The organism is Limosilactobacillus ingluviei str. Autruche 4, assembly GCF_000312405.1.
Classification (GTDB): Bacteria; Bacillota; Bacilli; order Lactobacillales; family Lactobacillaceae; genus Limosilactobacillus; species Limosilactobacillus ingluviei.
In genome coordinates this window covers 264,293-285,551 of sequence record NZ_HE997173.1, presented here as the reverse complement: position 1 = coordinate 285,551, position 21,259 = coordinate 264,293, and the positions used below count along the sequence as shown (strand labels likewise).

Sequence of the window (21,259 nt, the reverse complement as noted above, 5' to 3'; positions counted from 1 at the left end):
TTCAAATATAAACTCAGTTTTCGTTCAGCCACACTCATTAGTGAGACACCAGGCAGCTGAATAATTTTTCTAAACGAAAAGGACGGCGACCAATCCGTCACCGCCCCTTTATCAATGATTAAACTTGGCTTACTTGCCGGCGTTCTTTAATTCGTCACCGATCAAATCACCAAGGGTAAAGCCACTTTCTTCTTCCGGAGCGTCAGCAGCGTAGTTGTTACGCCGTGGACGACGGGAGCCGCGGTTCCCACGGTTGTTGTTTTCTTCCCCTTCAGGCTTTTCTTCTAAGGCCTTGATGGAAAGACCAAGCCGTTGTTGAGCAGGGTCAACGTTGATAACCTTGACCTTCACTTCTTGACCTGGCTTCAGCACGTCAGCTGGCGTAGCAATGTGCTTGTGAGAGATTTGGGAAATGTGAACCAAACCTTCAACACCAGGGAAGACTTCAACAAAGGCCCCAAAGCTGGTCAGGCGCTTAACCGTCCCATCCAATACCGTATCAACGGCAGCCTTTTCTTCAATGTCATCCCATGGGCCAGGCAACGTTTGCTTGATAGAAAGGGAAATCCGTTCCTTTTCCGGATCAACGCTTAAGACCTTAACCTTAACATCTTGACCAGCCGTCAAAACATCACTTGGCTTGTCAACGTGATCGTAAGAAATTTCGGAAACGTGGACTAAACCATCCACACCGCCAAGGTCGATGAAGGCCCCGAAGTTGGTCATCCGTGCAACCTTACCTTCAACAACGTCACCAGCTGCCAATTCCGCAAAAATCTTCTTAGCGGCTGCTTCGTGTTGTTCCTTCACAATTTCCTTGTGGGAAAGGATCAAACGGTTTTCACTTGGTTCAATTTCAACGATCTTGAATTCTAATTCTTGACCAACGAATTGCTTCAAGTCTTCAACGTAGTGGTCAGTAATCATTGAGGCTGGTACGAAACCACGAACCCCAGCATCAACAACCAGACCACCCTTAACCGCTTGGGTTACCTTAGCCGTGATCGTTTCTTCTGCTTCAAACTTCTTTTGGATTTCGTTCCAAACCTTCATGGCTTCTAAGCGACGGTGAGAAAGCAGGTAGCTACCGTTTTCCTTATCGCTGCCAATCTTGGAGATAACAACCAGATCCAGGACGTCCCCTACCTTAACGACATCGTTAATGTCATCAACTGGCTTCGTGGACAATTGGTTGGCAGGAACAATCCCTTCAACACCGGCATCTTCAATCCCGACGATTGCTTGGCGATCGTCATCGATTTGCAGTACCTTCCCCTTAACAACATCACCTACATTAACTTGCTTGATGCTGTCAAGTGCTTCTAACATCGCGTTATTGTTTTCGATTTCAGCCATCTAAAAATATCCTCCTTGCAACAATCAACTCTAGCGTCCATTTTACTAGATAAAAACGATTTTGACTAGCTAAAAAGCCTAATTTGCTTCACTTTTTTTGATAATCGCGCTGATCTCATCAACCACCTGGGCAATTGACAGGTGGGTTGAATCCAAGCGAATTGCATCTTGCGCTTGGGTTAGCGGGGACACGGACCGTTCAGAATCCAGCTTGTCCCGTCGTTCAATCGCCGCTTGCAATTCCGCCAAGGTCGTCGTTGCAATGCCCTTGCGCTGATTTTCTTCAAACCGCCGCCGAGCCCGCTCATGAGCTGAAGCCACCAAAAAGATCTTTACTTGCGCATTGGGCAAGACCGTGGTTCCGATGTCGCGGCCGTCCATCACAATCCCACCAGCTGCTGCAATCTGACGTTGTTGCGCAACCATCTCTTCACGAACCGCTGGAATGGCTGCCACGGCGGAAACATTCGCATTGACCTCATTGGAACGAATCGCGGCCGTCACTTCTTTGCCATCAACAAAGACCCGTTGTTCCGGTTCTCCTGGTTCAAAACCAATCTTGATTCGCTGTGCCAAAGCAGCAACGGCGGCTTGATCATGAACATCAATTCCCTGGTTCAGGGCCGCCAACGTTACCGAACGATACATGGCTCCTGTATCACAATAAATATAGCCAAACCGCTTGGCAACTTGCTTAGCAACCGTACTCTTTCCCGCCGAAGCCGGTCCATCAATTGCAACTTGTAACCCCTTCAAAATCTTCACTCCTCTTTGAATCATCTCGCTACTTCACCCGCAGTTGTTGACCCGGATATAATTTGGTCGTCGGTGAAATTCCATTCAACTGAGCTAATTGTTCGACCGTCAAGCCATTATTGACCGCCACCCGATAAATTCCTTGTCCCGCTTGAACTTGTACGTAGCTGGCATCACTGCGGTTCACGGAACTGGCACTGCTCGAGCTGCTGGATTCAGCCGCCGACTGCGTGGTATTAGCTGCCAAATGCGCTCGCGTACTAGAACTGTCCTTGGCGCGACTCAGCTTGGTCGCGGCAGATCGCTTTTGACTTGCTGTCGACGAAGACGAAGCCACTTTTTTTTATGCTCAGTCGAACCCTTGGCCACCTGTTCTAGTTTAGGTGTTGGGTGATTAAAAGACTTTTCATGATTAATCCAATACAGCACCGGGGTTGCCGCCAAAATGATAATCAGTACCACCAAAATAGTCGTAAACCGCGAGGCCGCCGAACTTTGCTTCCGGTGTTCCAACCGCGACAAATGTCCGTCACGCCCCAAGTCTTGGTTGTCTTCAAAGGTTTTATCCCACAGATTTTCATCTACATTTCGTTCGTCTTCGCGACGCTTCATCGTTCTCCCTCCTCGCGGGCCTAATGAAATAATTTTAGCAGAAATCCCCCCCAGATACTAGCGCCTCTTTGCCCAGGTCAACAAGCGAAAAAGTGGGCCAGCTGCTGACGCCAATTGTAACTCCGCTCAACCGTGGCAAAAGTTTTAACCGCGCCCAGCCCCAGTTCTTGTGGTTGCCAATTGCTTTGATGGCGATCACAACAAAGCGCTTGCTCAATTGGTTTTTCGCCAAAGGCATGCAATAAATACTGCCGGCGACAAGCAGTCGTCATCACATACCCCAGCATCTCATTGATCCGTTGCTGAGCCAAGCGTGACTGCTGCGCCATCAATTGCTGTAATTGCTGGGGCGTAACGCCATGATGCAAATAGAAATTAATCACATCCGCCTTCGGGCCTAAGACCGTTGGAGCGACCCGGCCCGCCATTACCTCTTCCAACACCGCTGGGGCGGGCAATTCCGTTTGGGTCAGCAATTCCGGCAAACTTTCATCACCTGACGCGTACAAAAGCAAAGCCAAAGCTGGCTGACCATCGCGCCCTGCCCGGCCAATTTCTTGCGTATACGCGGCTAAACCAGCTGGCATATGATAGTGAATTACGTAGCGAATATCGTTTTTATCAATCCCCATTCCAAATGCACTTGTCGCACAAATGACGTCAACTTGATTCTGCATAAATTGTGTCTGTAAACGGTAACGCACGACTGGTTCCAAGCCAGCGTGATAAGCGGCCACCTGTAAAGAAGTCGTTTGTTCCAACCAGTTGGCCATCGCCGTTGCTTGCTTGCGACTCGAAAAATAAATCACCCCGGGGCCGCCCAAGCGCGGCAACAGCGCTTGCAAATAGTGCTGTTTGGCCAGCGGATCGGCAACCGGATGGACCGCTAGAAATAAATTGGCCCGGTTCACCGACTGCCGCACCGTAGCCACTTGTTCTGGGGCCATCGCCATTTTGGTTAAAATATCCTGGGCAATTTGGGGCGGTGCCGTTGCCGTTAATAGAAGGGTCACCCCCGGCTTTAGCGCTTGCCGCGCGTTTTTTAACGTCAAGTATTCCGGTCGAAAATTAGGGCCCCACTCCGAAATACAGTGGGCTTCATCCACCACCAACAGGGCTATTTTTAATTGCCGTAAAGCCCCAAGGACTGGGCCGCGTGCCAGGGTTTCAGGGGAAGTAAAAATAAAGCGGTAGTCACCTAACGTTTCCAGTAACGCCGCTTGATCATGCATTTCAACCGTCGAATTTAAGACGACCGCCCGATAATCGCCCTGGCGCGCAATTCGGTCGGCCTGATCTTGCATCAATGCAATCAGTGGCGAAATTACCAGGATGGTTCCCGTTAAATGATAAGCCGGCAGTTGGTACAACAAGCTTTTACCTGCCCCGGTTGGTAAAATAGCCAACGTATCTTGCCCGTTAAGAATCCGAGTCAAAGTTGCTTCTTGGCCGGGCCGAAAAGCAGTAAACCCAAAATGTTGCCGTAAGCTAGCGGTGAGATCCATCATACCCTTCCTTTCCAATTGCTTGGGCCGCTTTAATTTGTAACAAACGGAAGTAGAAAAATTCCACCCCGGGATCATTTGTTTGAGCCTGAAACTGCCAAGCTAACGCTGAACCTTGGTATCGAGCAGAAAAACTCGTCACAATCTGCGGGGGCAGCAACTTCATCACCGGTACCTGTTCGGGGACAAGGATCGTTGCCTGCAAAAGATGTTCCCGGACGGTTCCAATTTTTAAATGTCGAAACCGACTGATTTCGGCTAAAGAATAGCCCTGCTGCCAAGCTTCCACGGTCGTTTGAACGCTTTTCGGCAACGGACTTGGGGCCAATAAAGGTTGAACCAATGCCGCCAACGTACCCGTTTGCTGCCACAAAGAATGGGCTAAAAACAACCACATATCACGTTCCATCCAAAACAAGTCTTGGCGAGCTACTGCTAACCGGCGAGCCTCTTCTGCTTCCGTCCATCCCGCCGTCTCGTGCCCAATCAATTGAAAGACAAATAAATCAGCCAACCGCGAATCGGCTTTTTCCAAAACCGTAAGGTAGCTCGTTAATTCATTTAACAACTCCTGCCCAATTAACGAAGACTGCTGCAAAAACCATTGTCGCACCGCGACCTTATCCTTAAAACTGACCGGTAAGGGAGCAAAACGGCGGTTATGATGTTGGTACTCCGAGACCAACTGCAAGGCTAATAGCACGCGATTGGCTAACTGTTGCCAGTTCGCTAACCACGTCCATTGTCCAAACTGTGGCTGATAATGTTCGGTTTGCCACGCTTGCTTGACTGATAATCCCTGCGGGGTAAGCCAAGCCATTTGTTGATCAATGATCAGATTTCCCTGCACTACTTGGGATTGGAGCCATGCGTCATAGGTCGCCCGCTTTAAATGCCGGTCAGCTCCCAAGTACGGCAGCAAACCATAACACTGGCCCCAAAATAAGTTAGTTACTGTCCGTTTGGCTTGGAGGATGCCTTCTACTACCCGGATCCGCCGCGGTGTTTTGTCAAACAACGTTAGTAAATAACTCATTTTTCTCCCCCGTTTACTGGCACTGAAGATACTATAAAAAAAGCGCGAACCGACAGACTACTCTCGGAGCGCGCTAACTTTTAAATACGCTATGATAATTATAAAGCAACTTAGCGAGAAAACCCACTAATCAGCCAAATGTAACAAATGTTTCATTCGACTTGCTAAAAAGGCAAAGACCGCACTGACCGCGATTCCCTTAATTAAATTAAACGGCAACACCCCAACGGCCATTAATTCTGGAATCGGTAAATTAGGCTGCCAAGCAAACAATTTCATATACATGGGGGTTAAAACGTACAGGTTAAACAACGTCATCACAACCGTTAACAGGAGCGTGCCGACCACGGCACTCCACCACATGGCTGCTTTAAACGACCGGTGACTTCCCCGCCGGAAAAACCAAGCCACTGGAATCAATAAGGCGACTGAAGAGCAGAAACTGGCAAATAAGCCGAGAAATTCAACTGGTGAAAAGCCCCGCATTGCCCCATGAAGCAATAATTTAATTACCGTAATAACAATTCCCGTTATCGGCCCATACATAATGGTTCCCAGCAAGACTGGCAAATCGGAGAAATCCAGCTTTAAGTACGAGACAACCGGAATTACCGGAAATTCAAACAACATCAAAACAAAGGCTAACGCCCCAAAGCAAGCTGTCACTGTGTAGCGTTGCAAGCGTGAATGTGAAACTGTCATCAGACCAAACCTCCTGTGAGGTCGCCTTCTTGTGTAGGTATCCAAGCCGTCCAAATAAAAAGGCTGGCGACAAGCCAATTTGCCCCCAGTCCGTCATCGTTTATTTGATGATGGCAATCTTCTATCTACCAGACTATACTGTCGGCACCTGGAATTGCGCCAGGTTCCACCGTAAATACGGGTTGCGGGCTATACCGCCGGTCGGGAATTGCACCCTGCCTTGAAGACAAACCTAATTTATATTTTTACGGTTTAACTATAGCACTACCGCTTACTTTTTGCAAGCCGAAATTAAACCGTTTCCACCGTCGCCTGTTTCTTCAGTCCCCAGCCAGTCACCCCGCTCAAGACCGAAAACAATGGTGACAATAAACTAAAAAAGGCAAATGGCAAAAAGGTCGTCACTGGCACCCCCAAGGCCCCCGCCGCAAATGAACCGGCAACCCCCCAAGGAATCAGGTAGTTAATCACACTCCCGCCGTCTTCAAGCACCCGGCTTAGGGCTAACGGCGCTAACTTTAACCGCGTAAAGCTAGCCTTAAACGCATTACCGGGCAAAATCACGGAAAGGTACTGTTCACCAACAAACAGATTAATCCCAATTCCGGCTAAAATCGTGCTCAAAACCAGGCGGCCCGGGGTCTTTAACCGGACGGCAATGGGCGCCATTGCGTGATCAATGATCTTGCAATTCATTAAAATCCCCCCCAAGGCCAGGGTAGTAATGATCAGCGCCACCGTTCCCATCATGCTATCAATTCCGCCCCGACTCAGAAGCGTATTCAAGGTCGCATCACCGGTTTTCGCAACATATCCTCGCTGAATCAGCGTCGTCAATTGGGCCAGGGTAAATTGCCGTTCTGTCATAAAAATTAAACCAATCGTTACCGCAATGTTTAAAAATAACGTCGGAATTGCTGGCAACTTTCGCCACGAACAAACCAGCATTAACAGGATTGGCAACATCGTCCACCCCGAAATGGAAAACGTCGTCTGCAGTGTTACTAAAGTCCCGGCCACCTGCGTCGCCGGCATGGCATGGTGCGACCAGCCTAAAAATGTGTAGGCAAGTAACGAAAGTGCAAAAGCCGGTAAGGTCGTCCACAACATGTTCTTGATGTGGGCAAATAAATCACTCCCCGCAATTGCTGCGGCTAAATTTGTTGAATCCGATAAGGGCGACATCTTATCCCCAAAGACGGCCCCTGAAATAATTGCGCCAGCCGTCAAAGCGGGCGAAAAGCCCATTGCACTGCCCATTCCAAACAGGGCAATCCCAATTGTTGAAATGGTGGTAAACCCACTCCCGATGGCAGAACCAACTAAAGAGCAAACAATAAAAACGGAAGGAAGAAAAAAAGAGGCATTAATTAGCCGAAAGCCAACCAACATTAAAGCTGGAATAACCCCGGCTTGAATCCAAATCGCAATCAAAGTCCCAATCAACATAAAAATAAAGATCGGAATGATGGCCGTTGAAATTCCTGCCTTGATCCCAGCCATTAGTTCCTCCCAACTGAAGCCCCGCCATCGCAGCCACCCCATTAAGCAGCCAATGACCGCTAATACCGGTACGGTCGGTGTCATTTGAAAACCAATAACACTGGTCCCCAAAATAATTAACATCAAAATCAAAATTACGCTCGCTTCAAAAAAACGAATCTGCTTGGTCATAAAATCTCCTCCCCAGTTGATTTAAACTAAAAAATCCCAGCAAGCCATTACGCTTGCTGGGACGAAATTTCCGCGGTACCACCTAGCTAGGGATTGCCGAAAATCCCCTCTTTTACTGGTGGATAACGGGACCAGTCGGGCCCGGTCGAGGTCTTTGTCGGGTAATTCGTGATCATCATCCTGCCTAGCTTGCACCAACCGCCAGTTCGCTGTCCCTTGAGATGTGACCCTACTGTACGACAACTCGTTTCTTTAATCTGTCGTTAACTATAGCATTCTTAACCTTAAAACGCAATTTAACTTTAATTTTCCCCTGATAGTTGGCGTAAGTACTTAACTTCCACGGGCTTCAATTCACGCCATTGTCCCGCCGACGGTAACCCCGCCAACGTCAGGCCAGCATATTCTTCCCGGTGCAATTTAACCACCGGGTGGCCCACCGCTTGGAGCATCTTTTTAACTTGGTGATTATGCCCTTCATGAATCGTTAACTTCACTAAGGAATGCTTCTTATCTGCGGCCACTTCCACCACCTTCGCCTTGGCTTGGGCCGTCATCCGACCGTCAATTTTAACCCCCGTCCGTAATTGACGCAACGCATCATTGGTAACCAATCCTTTGACCTTAGCAATATAAACCTTGTCAACCTCAAACTTGGGGTGCATCAACTGATTGGTCAGCTCACCATCATTCGTTAACAACAACAACCCGGTTGTATCATAATCTAAGCGCCCAATGGGGTAGATTCGTTCAGTTACCCCTTCTTCAGTAAATAAGTCCACAACCGTCCGGCGACCTTTTTCATCATGGACGGATGAAATAACCCCCCGGGGCTTGTTTAACATAAAGTAAACTGGTGCTTCTTTACGCAAAGGAACACCATCAACTTTAACTTGGTCACTGTTTTTGACCTTTGTTCCCAGTTCTGTCACCACTTGCTCGTTCACCGTGACGCGTCCAGCCAAAATTAGTTTTTCCGCGGCGCGGCGCGAAGCCACCCCCGCATGCGCAATCACTTTTTGCAACCGTTCCATTAGTTTTCCCCCTCCAGTTTTTGTCGTCGCAAGGCTAAGGCTTGCGCAAATTGTTCGCTGTCGATAATTTCAGCCGCCGGCTCACTTAATGGCGGTAACTCACTCAACTCGGCCAACCCGAAGTAATCCAAAAAAGCCGTGGTGGTGCCATAGCGGAAGGGCCGACCCGGTACGTTCAACCGCCCCCGGGTTTCTACCAGCCCCTGCATGACTAATTTTTGAATTGATCCCGAACTTTGAACGCCCCGTAAATCATCAATTTCAAGCCGCGTAATGGGCTGGCGGTACGCAATAATTGCCAGCACCTCTAATAAGGCTGGCGTTAACGGGACCGTTAGCGGAGTTTCAAAGTAATCTTTTACCACTGGTGCTAATTCACCTTTGGTTGCTAAACGATAGGTATCCGCACTGACCAGTAATTTAAGCGCACAATGGTTGTCCTGGGCATATTTTTCTGCCAATTGCCCCAAAATCCCGTGAACTGCCGGTTTCAACAAGCCGGTTAAGTTCGCTAAATCCCCGAGGGTAATTCCCTCATCACCGGCGATAAAAAGCAACGCCTCAATTTTCGCTTGGTTGTCCATCAAATTTATTTCCTTTCGTTACAATCAAAGGGCCAAATGCCGTTGACTGGGTAACTTGAACCACCTGATGGCGACATAGTTCCAACAAGGCCAGAAAGGTGGTGACTAAATTATCACGAGTCAATTGGTCAGCAAATAAATCAACAAACCGCACCGGATGGGTTAGTTGCGCTTTGATATAGTCAATTCGTTCGGCAACCGTTACCTTTTCCGGCGCCGTTTCAGCGACCGGCAATTCCGGAATCTGACGTCGCTTTAGCAACGCTTCAAACGCCCCCCGCAATTCTTCGATTGTGACCCCTGGCTGAACTTGGTGAGCAATTATTTCAGCTGGCGCTGCCATCGCTTCCCGGGTATACTCCCGTTGCCGGGCGGCTGCTTTAGCTTCTAAGTGCTTGGCTGCGGCTTGGTAGCGCTGATATTCCAACAATTGGTCAACCAATTCTTCCCGCGGATCTTCGAATTCTGCTTCATCATCAACCATGACTGGTGGCGCTGGTAGCAGCATTTGACTCTTAATCCGCATTAGCGTCGATGCCATGACAAAGTATTCACCAGCAATTTCTAATTGATATTTTTGATTGGCCTCTAATATCGCCACGTATTGCTTAGTAATTTTTTCGATCGGAATATCATAGATCTCCACTTCATCTTTACGAATCAAGTGGAGCAACAAGTCAAGTGGGCCATCGAAATCAGCCAGGTGCACAAATGGTTTTTGCGGTTCTGTTATCACCTCAGTTGCCACGTTTATTCCTCCTCTGTTGGTTGAACCCGAAAGACCGTACTGCGCGCCCAATTGGTAACGAGGGGCTGTGTCGCTAAGGTCCCCATTAAGCGCTTAGGCTCATAATGCTTGGCAATGGCCGACAAAAAATCATAAACGTTTTTCCCTGAGCGTTCACTTGGCGTAAACGAAAGGCGGCGCAATAAAATATAATCGGTTCCCTCTTCTAACACCGCCACGCCGATAAATTGTTCAGAATACGGTGCCCGCCATAAATAGATTGGTTGATGCGCTGAATTAGACCAATCAATTTCTTCTTGCAAACGATCATAATTATCTAGATCGGGACTAAAAGAAAGTAAGCCCAACACAATTTTTTGATAATCTTTCCGGTACTTTACTAACATTTAACCTTCCTCTTGGTAACGTGGAAACGTTGCTTGATATACCGCTTTAACCCGGCCAAAGGGGACCACTGGTGCTTGCGGCAACTGTTTACCTAACAACTGCATCACCACCAGGTAATCCGCCTGGTGCGCCAACAAGTGGGCCGTAAAGCTCTCCCGCATTACTTGCGGCGTCACTTCGATCGTCAAGGCCGCGGCCTGCCCAGTCGTTTTTAAAAGTTGCCAAACTGCCTGCCGACTCAACCGCCTCCCGCGGGCATTCAAAAATACGCCGGCTGACCGGCCATCCTGCTGAAGCAAGGGACGGGCCACCTGAAGATAGCGTTGCAACCAATGTTGCGCGACCGGACTTAACGGGAGCAAGCGCGCTTGCCCCAAATGATCGCGAACGGTCAAAAAGCCTAATTCGAAGTTTAAATCGGTCACATCCAACGTTAACAATTCACTTACCTTTACCCCCGTCGCATACAAAAGCTCCAACAGGGCCCGATCACGAAGCGCTAATGGCGTGGTATCCTTAACGGCGGTCAAAAGCTGGACCATTGCTGGTTCGGACAAGTGCGGTGTTGGCGTGGCAACCAACGGCGGTAACTTTAAATCCCGGGTTGGATCCTGTTCGACCAAGTGCTCATTCAGTAAAAACCGGTAGAATTGGCGCAAACTGGACAGATAGCGACGACGACTGGCTAAACTGGTCGTTGTCGACAATTGGTTCAACCATTCCAACCAGACATATTGATCAGCGGCCCCCCAATTCTCAAGCTGGTGATCAAGCAGCACTTGTTGCATCCGCCGCAGATCGCGGGCGTAATTCTCGACGGTACTGGCTGAACGCCGTTGCGCCAATTGCGCCAAAAAAGCCGTCACGGGAGCTTTTAAATCAGTCATCGCTTGGCTCCTTGAGCAAAATTAACTTCCCGTTGATTTGATTAACCAGTCGCGCCTTTAGTAAATGCCCTACGGCCCGCTTAAATTGTCCTTTACTAATCCCTAATAACGCCTTAATTTCCGCCGGCGAACTCTTATCCGTCAGGGGAAGTTGATGGTCTTGACTGTGCTTTAACAGGGCCAGAATTTGGGCCGCATCATCATTAATCGCCTGGTAAGCCCGGGGTTTGAGCGATAAGTTAACCCCCCCATGACTGGAAAGACCAATTACCCGGCCCTTCACAACTTGGCCTAAGCGCGGCTCTTGGTCTCGTTCACTAGGGTGAATAAAGGCTAAATGATAATCCGCCGTTAGCGCTAAGCTCCCCGCTAATTTTAAGCGGTAAATTGTCGCCGTAACATCTTGATTAATCAATTGGCGACTTGGTTTAGCTGCAATTGTCCGGAAGATTTCCTCATCCGCGAGCTGCCCCCATAACCGATCATGATCATCGACCCGCAAGGCCAATAATAAACGGTCGCCCGGTTGTGGCCATAAGTGCTTTAAGTTTGGCAAATCATCGAGTGAGACTACAATGTCTTTGTTTGGCAGACCAATATCAACAAAGACTCCCAAATCACGTCGCACGCCAACCACCGTGCCAAAGTCATAGTGGTCAACTTGCACCGTTGGAATATGGGCACACGTCATTTGTAATTGATGGTCGGCGTTTTCATAAACAAACCCCTTGACCGATCCCCCGATGTGCAGAACCTGGGGGGCCTCACTTTTTGCCAAGCGGTAAGTCTGCCCGTTTCTTGCAGGCTGCACAAAGTAATAGTCCTGATTCTCATCGACCATTACCGCCGAAACCACGCTTCCTAATGCTTCATTCATTCAAATTCCCTCCAGTTTTGCCAGCTCCAGTATTAACTTACCATATTTTACACAAGCCCCGCGTAAATTTAAAGCGGTCCCGGTGATTGAAAAAACGGGCAGGACATTTCCTACCCGTTTCTCAACTCTATTTTGACGGCTTACTTAACTTGTAAAACCCGCATTAAGTTCGTCGTCCCGGCGTTTCCGCCTGGCGTCCCGGCAACTACAATAATCAAGTCACCAGCTTGCGCAAAGCCTAATTCCTTAGCCTTTTCGCCAGCTACCCGGAACATTTCATCAGTACTTTCTGGCCGATCCACCACAAATGGTTGGATCCCCCAGTTGATCATCAAGCTCCGTTGAACCCGTTCATCGTAAGTCAACGCTAATACATCAGCTGATGGACGGTACTTGGAGATCATCCGTGCCGTGTAGCCAGACTTCGTTGAAGCAACGATCGTCTTAATGTTCAAGTCCCGCGCCGCGTTAGCAACCGCTGACCCAATCGTTTCCGTAACGTCAGACTTGTCAAAGTCAAAGACTTCCCGGCCGAACTTGTCTAGGTTGTTTTCAGCCTTTTCATCAATGTGGGCCATCATGGCAACGGATTCAACTGGGTAGTCACCGTTGGCACTTTCCCCGGACAACATCGTTGCATCCGTTCCGTCAAAGACAGCGTTGGCAACATCAGAAACTTCGGCCCGGGTTGGACGAGGGTTTTCTTGCATGGAATCCAGCATTTGCGTCGCCGTAATTACCGGCTTACCTAATTCATTGCACCGCCGGATCATGTTCTTTTGCACCAGTGGCACATTTTCAGCTGGAATTTCAACCCCCATGTCCCCACGTGGTACCATCAACCCATCAGAAACTTCGATAATTTCTTCAAAGTTGTCGATCCCTTCTTGGGACTCAATCTTTGGGAAGATCAAGACATCTTCCTTGTTCTTTTCCTTGAGCAATTCACGAATGTCCAAGACGTCTTGGGCCTTCCGGACAAAGGAAGCAGCGATGAAGTTGATCCCGTTATCCAGACCAAAACGAATGTCACTGGAGTCCTTTTCCGTAATCCCTGGCAAGTTAATCGAAACGCCCGGGGCATTAACCCCCTTGCGTGAACCAAGAATTCCGTGGTTCAAAACGTGACAAACTAATTCCTTGTTGGCATCGTCTTTTTCGTCAACCAACATATCGATCAGTCCATCATCAAATAAGACGTGGCCGCCAACCTTCACATCATCGTACAGCCCTGGGTAAGTTACGGCAATCTTATCGTGAACCCCTTCTAAGCTGGCATCCATTGAGATTCGTACTTGGTCACCAATGTTGTATTCGATCTTCCCTTCCTTTTGAACGGTCGTCCGAATTTCGGCCCCCTTGGTATCGAGCATGATCCCAACTTTCTTCCCGGTAATTTCTTCGGCCTTGTGAACATTTTCCAACCGGCCCAAGTGTTCTGGGTGGTCACCGTGGGAGAAGTTGAAACGGAAGACGTTGGCCCCCGCATTAATCAACTTAACAATCGTGTCGACATCCGTACTTGCCGGCCCTAAAGTGCTGACAATCTTGGTTTTCTTCATAAGTGATCTCTCTCCTTTGCGTTACAGCATTTTCTGGGGTTGCCCCCTCAATCACACATTGTTTATCATAGCACGTTTTATTGGGGGTGTCTTTAATTTTTCTCGGCAAATTATCGTGTAAGCGCCACCATTTTGCGGTCTATGCCATTATTTTTTTAGTGGTGGCACAAGCTGCAAAACAACGTTGGCACTACCCAAGGCCGCATTAAAAGCGGCCCGCGTCGCCTCATCCGCCGCCGCGCCGACCGCTAATTGGCGCGCTTGGTTCGTCTGTTCTTCATAAATTACCACCGGGCAATTACCAGGGTGGGCCCGCAAGATGGCTTTAATTTGCTGTCGCCCGCGTTCGGCAACCTCCGGTAACAAGCGCAGGACCCAACGACGATCAGCCAGCTGGGGCGCAGTTCCTGTCTGCAATTGATTTGCCGGCTGTAATTGATTGACAATCACTTCTAATTCATCATTGCGTAATTCAACCTGCCCAGCTACCACGACCACTTGGTTAGGGCGACTCAACAACTTTTCATACTGAGCAAATTGACGAGCAAAAACGGTCAGATTAATGCTGCCACTCTCATCACTAGCGGTCACAAAGGCCATTTGCTGATGGGTCTTTTTGGTATTAACCACTCGAATGCGGGTTAGCAAAACTACTAAGGTTACCTTTTGATTCGGTCCTAAGTCAGCAACCAATTCGCCCCCTAGCCGTTGCCGTAACGCTTGGTATTGACTCGCCGGATGCCCCGACAAGTACACCCCTAAGTACTCACTTTCCTTAGCGAGCCGTTCGCCCAACGGCAACTCAGGGCGCCGCTCAATCAAAGGTTGCAAACTGGGATCTTGAAAGGTAAATTCGCTGCCAGCTAATAGTCCGGGAAGCCCCACCAATAGCTCTGCCCGGTTATACCCCAAACCATCAAACGCGCCCACGGCAAATAACGGTTCTAACAGGGCCGCTTTATGCCACCGCGGCGCCAGTCGGGCTAAGAAGTCATAGATATCCTGAAACGGTCCCGTTTGGCGTGCCGCTAAAATGGCCTGAATAAAATCAGCGCGGAGCCCTTTAACGGCGCTAAAGCCGACGATGATTTCCCCCCTTGCCAGACTAAAGTCGGCTTGCGAGACATTAATCCGCGGACCAACGATACGGACCCCATGCTGTTGGGCGTTGGCAAAGTGTTGGCGTTGCTTAGCAATATTCGGTTCAATGGACAGTAAGGCAACGAAAAATTCGTTTGGAAAATGAACCTTTAGATACGCCATCTCAAAGGCCATTTTCGAATACGCCACCGCATGCGACCGGTTAAATCCGTAATTAGCAAATTGGTCAATGTAATCAAAGACCTGCTGGGCTAATTGGGGGGCGTACCCTTTTTCCTTGGCACCAGTTAAAAACCGGGACCGCATTGCATCCATTGTCGCTTGCTTTTTCTTACTCATGGCCCGGCGCAACAAGTCGGCTTGCCCAAGCGAAAAGCCAGCCATGACGGCCGCCACTTGCATGACTTGTTCCTGGTATACCAAAATCCCATACGTGGGTCCCAAAATCGCCGCCAAACTGGCATCTGGCAACTGGTAGTTCTCATGTCCCTGCTTGCGGGCAATGAAGTGCGTAATATTATCTAACGGACCCGGCCGATATAAGGCATTCACTGCCACCAGCTCTTCAAATTGGTCCGGGGCCAACTTGGTCAAGACTTGCCGAATCCCGCGCGACTCAAATTGAAAAATCCCGTCGGTATCACCAGCCGCAAACAAGTGCAGCGTTGCCGGATCATTTAAATCGACCTTTTTTAAATTAAACTGGGGCTGGTGATGATGAATCAAACGCAAGGCCTTATCCATGATTGATAAGTTCCGCAAGCCTAAAAAATCCATTTTTAATAGTCCCACGGCTTCTACGGTTTCTTTCGCGTATTGAGTAACCAACAATTCGCCATCTTGGCCGCCTTGCAAGGGGACCAATTCCGCTAAGGGGGCTTGCGACAAGACGACCCCGGCTGCGTGAATTGAATCATGCCGCGGCAAGCCTTCCAATTGTTTGGCAACCTTGATTAAAAGTGCAATTTGGGGTTGATCATTCATCAAATTCACCAACGCTTGGGATTTACGCAACGCCTCATCAATCGTTAATTTGGTCCGCACTTGAATGTTAGCTAAAATGGTATTCAACTCACTCACCAAGTAGGCAGGCAACATAAAGACCCGGGCCACGTCCTTAATGGCTTGCTTTGCCGCTAAGGTCCCAAAGGTAATAATTTGGGCAATTCGTTGGTGCCCATAGCGTTGATGCAAATAATCCAGCACTTCTTGACGCCGGTTGTCCGGTAAATCCAAGTCAATATCAGGCATTTGGGCCCGTTCGGGATTTAAAAAGCGTTCAAACAGCAAGTGGTAGCGTAAGGGATCGACGTCCGTAATCGCCAGTGCATACGCGACCAGCGAACCCGCGGCCGACCCGCGCCCCGGGCCAGTTGTAATCTGGTGTTCATGAGCAAAGTGCATGACATCCCAAACAATCAGAAAGTAATCGTCAAACCCTAAGTTATGAATCTGGGTTAATTCATGGTCTAACCGAGCTTGATACGTTGCTGCCGTGAGCCCGCGTGCTTGCAACCCCGCTTCACACAGTTGGCGCAGATAGTCAGCCTGGCTTTGCCCAGCGGGAACTTTAAACGTTGGCAAGACCGGACTTTGAAAGGTGATTTCAACCTGGCAGGCGGCTGCCAACTGCTCCGTATTGGCGGCCGCTTGCGCCAACCCGATCGTTTGATATGCCCTGGCCCAAGCTTGGGCCGGCTTTAAAAAATGCTCCCCCGTTTGGTTAACCAACCGCAATGGCTCTTTAATACGGTGACCACTCTTAATAGCCCGCAAAACCTGGGTGGCAAAATAATCCGTTGGCGCCAAATATTCAACCGGGTCAAACGCGATTAACGCGACCTGATGCTTGGTCGCCCAATTGACTAACGCCGTACGTTGGACCTGATCCAAAGTCAGCGTAATCCCTGCAAAACGCATTTGCGCCGGCTGCTCAATCAGCTGTTCCAACGCCGCTGCTAACTCCGGTTGTTGCAAAGCTTGCAAGATGGTGGCTGGTGCAATTACCACAGCCAGCTGATCCACTTCGGTTAAAAATTCGGTTACGGTCAACGCTTGGTTCGTTGCCAAACGGGTTGACAACTTGATCAGTTGTTGATAGCCCTGATTCCCCCTGGCATACGCCGTTAGTTCTAAACCGGCCAGTTGAAATTGAACGCCCAAAAGAGGTGTGAACCCCGCCGCTTTTGCCGCATGATAGAATTCAATCGCCCCATACATCACGTTGCGATCCGTCAAAGCTACTGCCGAGTAACCTTGTTGTTGAGCCGCTTTAACCAATTCAGCCGGTTGGATCGTACTCTCTAGCAAACTGTACGCACTAGTTACATTAATGGGAACCATGCCACATGCCCCTTCCTAAAAATCTTTCCATTAGCCAGTATATCATTAATTCCAAATGTTGCCCGCTGCTTCGTTTGGATTGGCCTTTCCGTTGCCGAAAAATTTGTGCTACAATGAACGTATCCACTAAGGGAGTGAAAAAGTATGAAGACGATTTTTAAAAATTTGATGGTGCTTTTTTGGGGCGCCATCTTAGGGATGGTATTAGGCTACATTGGCAGTCAATTGGAAGGTTTAACGGCTGATTTCCAACTTTGTGCCGTGTTAGGCGCCGTGGTGGCCTTAGTGGCGGCCAATGTTTGGACGTTTATGACGGTGCATGCCAATCCAGAACGTTAACCAACTTGGTTGATCAATATAAAAAGCGGTTAGTGAACTTAGCTCACTGACCGCTTTTTAGTACCCTTAAAACTATAATGAGTGACGCCGATAGATCCCTAATTCAACACTGGTCCGTTGAATACTCAAGAAGACCCGGGGATCGATGGTCTTTACCATTTTACGTAGACCAACCAACTGACTCCGGGGGGTAATCACGATAATTACATCCGTCTCATCCCCCGTATACGCACCGATCCCGTGCATTACCGTGGCCCCATGCGCAAAGGTCTTCAACGCGGGAATCAACTTATCCGCCTGCTTGGTAAAAATGGTTACGCTGACGTCCGTTTGCGAAACGAAGACGTAGTCCATCAACCAATTGGTTAACAACATCCCGATCAGACTGTACACGATCCGACTGGGACCAAAGGCAATCACCGTCGCTAATAAAATGACCCCATTTACGACGTTGGCAAAGAAGCCGACATTCTTATGAAACTTCCGTTGACAATAAGTCACGACAATATCAATGCCCCCGGTCGTAAAGCCATTGTTAAAGCACAAACCAATTCCCAGCCCAATTAAGGCCGCGCCGACCAAGGTATTGGTTAACGGATCGCTGACCAACTTCACCACCGGAATCAACGCCAAAGCAATGACATTAAAAATTACGGCCAACCCCGAATAGAAAATGTAGCTCAGTCCAAAGACCCGCCAAGCAAAGATAAATAGCGGAACGTTAAAAATGAACACCAGCAACCCCAAATTCAAATGCAGCCCCATCGTTAAGCCAATTGCTTGTATTAATTGGGAAATCCCCAACAGTCCTGATGAGTACGAATTGGCATGGGTCAAGAAAAAATTAACCCCGATCGCTGATAAAATCCCATATAACAAGGCAATCGCCAATTTCCGGACCATCCGACGCAGCCGGGCCTCATACTGCTTTGTCATCACCAACACCCCCCAAAAAGTTCAGCCCCCAACTATTTAGTTCGTTGGCTGTTTAATTCACTCATTTTCAGCAGCACATCCACCGCTTTCTCCATGGTTTGTAGCGATACATATTCAAACCGGGCGTGCATGTTTTCACCACCCGCAAATAAGTTTGGCGTTGGTAAGCCCATATACGAAATCGTCGAGCCATCCGTGCCACCCCGGACTGGATAAATCACCGGTTCAATCGCCAATTCTTTCATCGCCGTTTGCGCCAACTCAACCACGTCCATATGGCCTTGCAAGGCATCTTTGAGGTTGTAATACTGATCCGTCAACTGTAAGGTCACACGTTGGCTCCCAAGTTGCTCGTTTAAATCAGTAACGACTGCCTGCAATGCTTGCTTCCGGGCCTCAAACATTTGGCGATCATGATCCCGAATCAAGTACAACATCCGAGCATGATCAACGGTTCCATCCAATTGGTACAAGTGGAAAAAGCCTTCTCGGCCAGTCGTTTTTTCTGGCCGATCATGCGCCGGTAGCATCGCTTGCAAATCCATGGCAATCTGAAGCGCATTTACCATGACGCCCTTGGCGGTCGCAGTGTGGACGTCCTTGCCTTCAATCGTAATTTCTGCTCCGGCGGCGTTAAAGGTTTCATATTCCAACTCACCTAATGGACCGCCATCCACGGTGTACGCAAAATCAGCTCCAAAATCGGTCACGTCAAAATGGGTGGCCCCCGTCCCGGTCTCTTCGTCGGGCGTAAAGCCAACTTTAATGGTCCCGTGCTTAATTTCTGGATGGGCCACCAAGTAGGCAAGCATCGTCATAATTTCTGCTACCCCCGCTTTATCATCCGCTCCCAACAACGTCGTTCCGTCGGTCGTAATCAAGGTTTGCCCCAAGTAGTTGCGTAAGTTCGGAAATTCGGCAGGATCCAGCGTGTACGTCCCATCGCCCAGCTGAATCGGTTGCCCGTCGTAATTTTGAACAATCTGGGGATTTACCCCTGCCGCATTAAAATCAGCGGTGTCTACGTGGGCAAGCAAGCCCATTACCGGTGCCTCATGGTCTAAATTGGATGGCAAAGTTGCCATTACAATGGCATTCTGTTCGCCCATCCGGACCTCACTTAAGCCTAAAGCGGAAAGTTCCGCCATCAGTTGCTTTAACAGCGTCAATTCCTTTGGGCTGGTGGGAATCGTGTTGCTTTCCGGATCAGAACGGGTCTCTACCTTCACATAACTCAAAAAACGATCTAATAAACCGGGATATTTTTCTGCCATGATTATTTCATCTCATCTTTCATCATAAACTTAAAGGGTTCCGTCTTAACCTGACTCGCTTGAATTTCAAGCGGCCACTTGGCCAACTGAGCCCACTTTTTAAACAACGTCGTTAGCTGCTTTACACACACCACTTCAATATGGTGACCAGGATCAACCAGCATCAACCCAGCGGCTTGCATATCTTGGGCCACGTGGTACGAGACGTCCCCCGTGACGTAAGCTTGGGCCCCGGCCGCCAGAACCTGGGGATAAAATTCACTGCCCGCTCCGCCGACAATAGCCACGCGCTTAATTTGCGTCACTGCCGCCGGGGGCGTGACGAACCGTAAGCCAGCGACGTGGAAATGTTGCTGACACCAACTAACAAATTCTGCCGGCGATAACGCAACCGGCAAATCACCTACCCGCCCTAAGGCCACCGGTTCCCCCGTGGGGGAACTTAGTTTACTTGGGACCAACCCGGTTAAATTTTGCAAACCCAATTGCGCCGCTAACCAATCATTCATCCCTCCCGGGGCTGAATCCAAGTTCGTATGCGCCGAATAAACAGTAATTCCATGGGCCAAGAGCTTGGCATACATTGCATTTTGCGGCTGCCGCAAATCCAAATCTTTGGCTGGTCGAAACATCAGCGGGTGGTGAGAAAAGATCAGGTCTACCCCCGCATCAATTGCTTCGTCAACTACCGCTGGTCGCACATCTAACGTAATCAACATTCGCCGGACGGCCCGGGTCGGGTCGCCCAATTGCCAACCAACGTGATCCCAGTCCTCGGCCCACGCTGGCGCCGCAAATTGCTCAAAGCGGGCCATTACTTCTAAGCCGGTCGTCATGCCAAGACCTCCTTAATTTGCGCTAATTGGGCTTGAAAGGCGGCAATTTTTTCTAACGGCGGTTCCTTCGCTGCCTTCATTTGCTCAAGCGCCGCAGCTTCGCGCTGCAATTCTTCTTGCCACTTTTGGCGGAAAATCGGTCCCCCGGCCGCTAATAAAAATGGGCCAAAGCGCAACTCACGGGCATTATAGCTAAAGGGCACTCCCGTGTAGTCCGCTACTAAGATTTCATAGATATGACCGTCTTCAGCCACAATTCGTTCGGCCATCAATTGATAATGATGTTCCATTAACCATTGCCGGACCCGGGCTTCACCAACGTTAGGTTGTAAAATCAACCGTTTGACCCCTGCCAATTGCGCCGCGCCAGCCGTCAGAATTTTAGCAATCAAGGTGCCCCCCATTCCGGCAATCACGACGGTGTCGATTTGATCGGTAGGCTGAATTGCCGCCAACCCATCAGCCAACCGCGGCTGAATTTGTTCGCTTAAGTGCAAGCGTTCGATTTCCGCCGTGGCATTTTGCAAGGGACCAAGCGTCACATCGCCTGCCACCGCAAAGTCAATCCGACCAGCTAAAACCAAGGCGGCTGGCAAGTAGGCGTGATCCGTCCCAATGTCGGCTAACCGCGCTCCTTGGGGAACAAAGTCAGCGACCGTTTGCAACCGTTGCGAAAGTTTTTCTGCATCCATTCCATTAACACAACCTTT

General features: G+C 49.2%; 21 protein-coding genes and 1 riboswitch. Of the genes, 1 reads left to right on the top strand and 20 read right to left on the bottom strand.

The window, feature by feature from the left end; genetic code table 11:
- Positions 1–129 precede the first annotated feature (129 nt).
- The 16 genes from rpsA to BN54_RS01340 form a co-directional block, all read right to left on the bottom strand.
- Positions 130–1,356, bottom strand: a complete 1,227-nt coding sequence (rpsA, locus tag BN54_RS01410; RefSeq protein ID WP_019205339.1) for a 30S ribosomal protein S1 — start codon at positions 1,354–1,356, stop codon at positions 130–132.
- 78 nt (positions 1,357–1,434) lie between these two features.
- On the bottom strand, positions 1,435–2,115 hold the full coding sequence (cmk, locus tag BN54_RS01405) for a (d)CMP kinase (protein ID WP_040469810.1): 681 nt from the start codon (positions 2,113–2,115) through the stop codon (positions 1,435–1,437).
- Between the two features lie 25 nt (positions 2,116–2,140).
- Positions 2,141–2,359 carry a LysM peptidoglycan-binding domain-containing protein gene (locus tag BN54_RS10380; protein ID WP_235720466.1) on the bottom strand — a complete coding sequence of 73 codons (219 nt, stop codon included), beginning with the start codon at positions 2,357–2,359 and terminating at the stop codon, positions 2,141–2,143.
- Between the two features lie 35 nt (positions 2,360–2,394).
- Complete coding sequence (locus BN54_RS10375) at positions 2,395–2,724, bottom strand: hypothetical protein (RefSeq protein ID WP_235720465.1); 330 nt, start codon at positions 2,722–2,724, stop codon at positions 2,395–2,397.
- Positions 2,725–2,801: 77 nt separating this feature from the next.
- Positions 2,802–4,229 carry a RecQ family ATP-dependent DNA helicase gene (locus tag BN54_RS01395; RefSeq protein WP_019205337.1) on the bottom strand — a complete coding sequence of 476 codons (1,428 nt, stop codon included), beginning with the start codon at positions 4,227–4,229 and terminating at the stop codon, positions 2,802–2,804.
- Positions 4,213–5,265 (bottom strand): helix-turn-helix domain-containing protein, encoded by a 1,053-nt coding sequence (locus tag BN54_RS01390; protein ID WP_019205336.1) that lies wholly within the window; start codon positions 5,263–5,265, stop codon positions 4,213–4,215. Before BN54_RS01390 ends, BN54_RS01395 begins: the two co-directional genes overlap by 17 nt.
- A 126-nt stretch (positions 5,266–5,391) precedes the next feature.
- Positions 5,392–5,967, bottom strand: a complete 576-nt coding sequence (locus tag BN54_RS01385; protein ID WP_019205335.1) for an ECF transporter S component — start codon at positions 5,965–5,967, stop codon at positions 5,392–5,394.
- 112 nt (positions 5,968–6,079) lie between these two features.
- A riboswitch (FMN riboswitch) is annotated at positions 6,080–6,199 on the bottom strand.
- Positions 6,200–6,258: 59 nt separating this feature from the next.
- Complete coding sequence (locus BN54_RS01380) at positions 6,259–7,641, bottom strand: Na+/H+ antiporter NhaC family protein (RefSeq protein ID WP_019205334.1); 1,383 nt, start codon at positions 7,639–7,641, stop codon at positions 6,259–6,261.
- 302 nt (positions 7,642–7,943) lie between these two features.
- Positions 7,944–8,675, bottom strand: coding sequence for a pseudouridine synthase (locus BN54_RS01375; RefSeq protein ID WP_019205333.1), 732 nt, complete (start codon positions 8,673–8,675; stop codon positions 7,944–7,946).
- Positions 8,675–9,259 carry an SMC-Scp complex subunit ScpB gene (gene scpB, locus BN54_RS01370; protein ID WP_019205332.1) on the bottom strand — a complete coding sequence of 195 codons (585 nt, stop codon included), beginning with the start codon at positions 9,257–9,259 and terminating at the stop codon, positions 8,675–8,677. The genes BN54_RS01375 and scpB overlap by 1 nt, the downstream gene beginning before the upstream one ends.
- The gene (locus tag BN54_RS01365) at positions 9,237–10,007 is read right to left on the bottom strand and encodes a segregation and condensation protein A (protein WP_019205331.1); all 771 of its coding nucleotides are present in this window, start codon (positions 10,005–10,007) and stop codon (positions 9,237–9,239) included. Before BN54_RS01365 ends, scpB begins: the two co-directional genes overlap by 23 nt.
- Positions 10,008–10,009: 2 nt before the next feature.
- A complete protein-coding gene (locus tag BN54_RS01360; protein ID WP_019205330.1) occupies positions 10,010–10,393 on the bottom strand; it encodes a hypothetical protein in 384 nt (127 codons plus the stop codon).
- The gene (locus BN54_RS01355) at positions 10,394–11,281 is read right to left on the bottom strand and encodes a tyrosine-type recombinase/integrase (RefSeq protein ID WP_019205329.1); all 888 of its coding nucleotides are present in this window, start codon (positions 11,279–11,281) and stop codon (positions 10,394–10,396) included.
- Positions 11,274–12,158 carry a CvfB family protein gene (locus BN54_RS01350; protein ID WP_019205328.1) on the bottom strand — a complete coding sequence of 295 codons (885 nt, stop codon included), beginning with the start codon at positions 12,156–12,158 and terminating at the stop codon, positions 11,274–11,276. The genes BN54_RS01355 and BN54_RS01350 overlap by 8 nt, the downstream gene beginning before the upstream one ends.
- Before the next feature lie 140 nt (positions 12,159–12,298).
- Positions 12,299–13,720: a pyruvate kinase gene (pyk, locus tag BN54_RS01345; protein ID WP_019205327.1), complete on the bottom strand. Its 1,422-nt coding sequence runs from the start codon at positions 13,718–13,720 to the stop codon at positions 12,299–12,301.
- Positions 13,721–13,867: 147 nt separating this feature from the next.
- Entirely contained in the window at positions 13,868–17,164 is a 3,297-nt protein-coding gene (locus BN54_RS01340) for a DNA polymerase III subunit alpha (protein ID WP_019205326.1), read from the bottom strand.
- 144 nt (positions 17,165–17,308) lie between these two features.
- On the opposite strand from BN54_RS01340, the gene BN54_RS01335 reads away from it, so the two are divergent.
- Positions 17,309–17,503: a DUF2929 family protein gene (locus BN54_RS01335; RefSeq protein WP_019205325.1), complete on the top strand. Its 195-nt coding sequence runs from the start codon at positions 17,309–17,311 to the stop codon at positions 17,501–17,503.
- A gap of 72 nt (positions 17,504–17,575) precedes the next feature.
- Here BN54_RS01335 and BN54_RS01330 read toward each other — a convergent pair whose 3' ends face one another.
- Genes BN54_RS01330 through BN54_RS01315 form a run of 4 tightly spaced genes read right to left on the bottom strand, consistent with a single transcriptional unit; the run spans position 17,576 to position 21,241 of the window.
- Positions 17,576–18,439 carry a YitT family protein gene (locus BN54_RS01330; RefSeq protein WP_019205324.1) on the bottom strand — a complete coding sequence of 288 codons (864 nt, stop codon included), beginning with the start codon at positions 18,437–18,439 and terminating at the stop codon, positions 17,576–17,578.
- A gap of 32 nt (positions 18,440–18,471) precedes the next feature.
- Positions 18,472–19,716, bottom strand: coding sequence for a peptidase T (pepT, locus tag BN54_RS01325; protein WP_152977189.1), 1,245 nt, complete (start codon positions 19,714–19,716; stop codon positions 18,472–18,474).
- Positions 19,716–20,549 (bottom strand): Nif3-like dinuclear metal center hexameric protein, encoded by an 834-nt coding sequence (locus BN54_RS01320; protein WP_019205322.1) that lies wholly within the window; start codon positions 20,547–20,549, stop codon positions 19,716–19,718. The genes pepT and BN54_RS01320 overlap by 1 nt, the downstream gene beginning before the upstream one ends.
- The gene (locus tag BN54_RS01315) at positions 20,546–21,241 is read right to left on the bottom strand and encodes a tRNA (adenine(22)-N(1))-methyltransferase (protein WP_019205321.1); all 696 of its coding nucleotides are present in this window, start codon (positions 21,239–21,241) and stop codon (positions 20,546–20,548) included. Before BN54_RS01315 ends, BN54_RS01320 begins: the two co-directional genes overlap by 4 nt.
- Positions 21,242–21,259: the final 18 nt, after the last annotated feature.

Bases quoted from the DNA above. Each gene is read 5' to 3' on its own strand.
- BN54_RS01340 (WP_019205326.1), bottom strand. From the start codon at position 17,164: ATGGTTCCCATTAATGTAACTAGTGCGTACAGTTTGCTAGAGAGTACG.
- BN54_RS01330 (WP_019205324.1), bottom strand. From the start codon at position 18,439: ATGACAAAGCAGTATGAGGCCCGGCTGCGTCGGATGGTCCGGAAATTG.
- BN54_RS01335 (WP_019205325.1), top strand. From the start codon at position 17,309: ATGAAGACGATTTTTAAAAATTTGATGGTGCTTTTTTGGGGCGCCATC.
- BN54_RS01315 (WP_019205321.1), bottom strand. From the start codon at position 21,241: ATGGATGCAGAAAAACTTTCGCAACGGTTGCAAACGGTCGCTGACTTT.
- scpB (WP_019205332.1), bottom strand. From the start codon at position 9,259: ATGGACAACCAAGCGAAAATTGAGGCGTTGCTTTTTATCGCCGGTGAT.
- BN54_RS01320 (WP_019205322.1), bottom strand. From the start codon at position 20,549: ATGACGACCGGCTTAGAAGTAATGGCCCGCTTTGAGCAATTTGCGGCG.
- pyk (WP_019205327.1), bottom strand. From the start codon at position 13,720: ATGAAGAAAACCAAGATTGTCAGCACTTTAGGGCCGGCAAGTACGGAT.
- BN54_RS01390 (WP_019205336.1), bottom strand. From the start codon at position 5,265: ATGAGTTATTTACTAACGTTGTTTGACAAAACACCGCGGCGGATCCGG.
- BN54_RS01360 (WP_019205330.1), bottom strand. From the start codon at position 10,393: ATGTTAGTAAAGTACCGGAAAGATTATCAAAAAATTGTGTTGGGCTTA.
- BN54_RS01350 (WP_019205328.1), bottom strand. From the start codon at position 12,158: ATGAATGAAGCATTAGGAAGCGTGGTTTCGGCGGTAATGGTCGATGAG.
- BN54_RS01380 (WP_019205334.1), bottom strand. From the start codon at position 7,641: ATGACCAAGCAGATTCGTTTTTTTGAAGCGAGCGTAATTTTGATTTTG.
- BN54_RS01355 (WP_019205329.1), bottom strand. From the start codon at position 11,281: ATGACTGATTTAAAAGCTCCCGTGACGGCTTTTTTGGCGCAATTGGCG.
- rpsA (WP_019205339.1), bottom strand. From the start codon at position 1,356: ATGGCTGAAATCGAAAACAATAACGCGATGTTAGAAGCACTTGACAGC.
- BN54_RS01385 (WP_019205335.1), bottom strand. From the start codon at position 5,967: ATGACAGTTTCACATTCACGCTTGCAACGCTACACAGTGACAGCTTGC.
- BN54_RS01395 (WP_019205337.1), bottom strand. From the start codon at position 4,229: ATGGATCTCACCGCTAGCTTACGGCAACATTTTGGGTTTACTGCTTTT.
- BN54_RS01375 (WP_019205333.1), bottom strand. From the start codon at position 8,675: ATGGAACGGTTGCAAAAAGTGATTGCGCATGCGGGGGTGGCTTCGCGC.
- BN54_RS10375 (WP_235720465.1), bottom strand. From the start codon at position 2,724: ATGAAGCGTCGCGAAGACGAACGAAATGTAGATGAAAATCTGTGGGAT.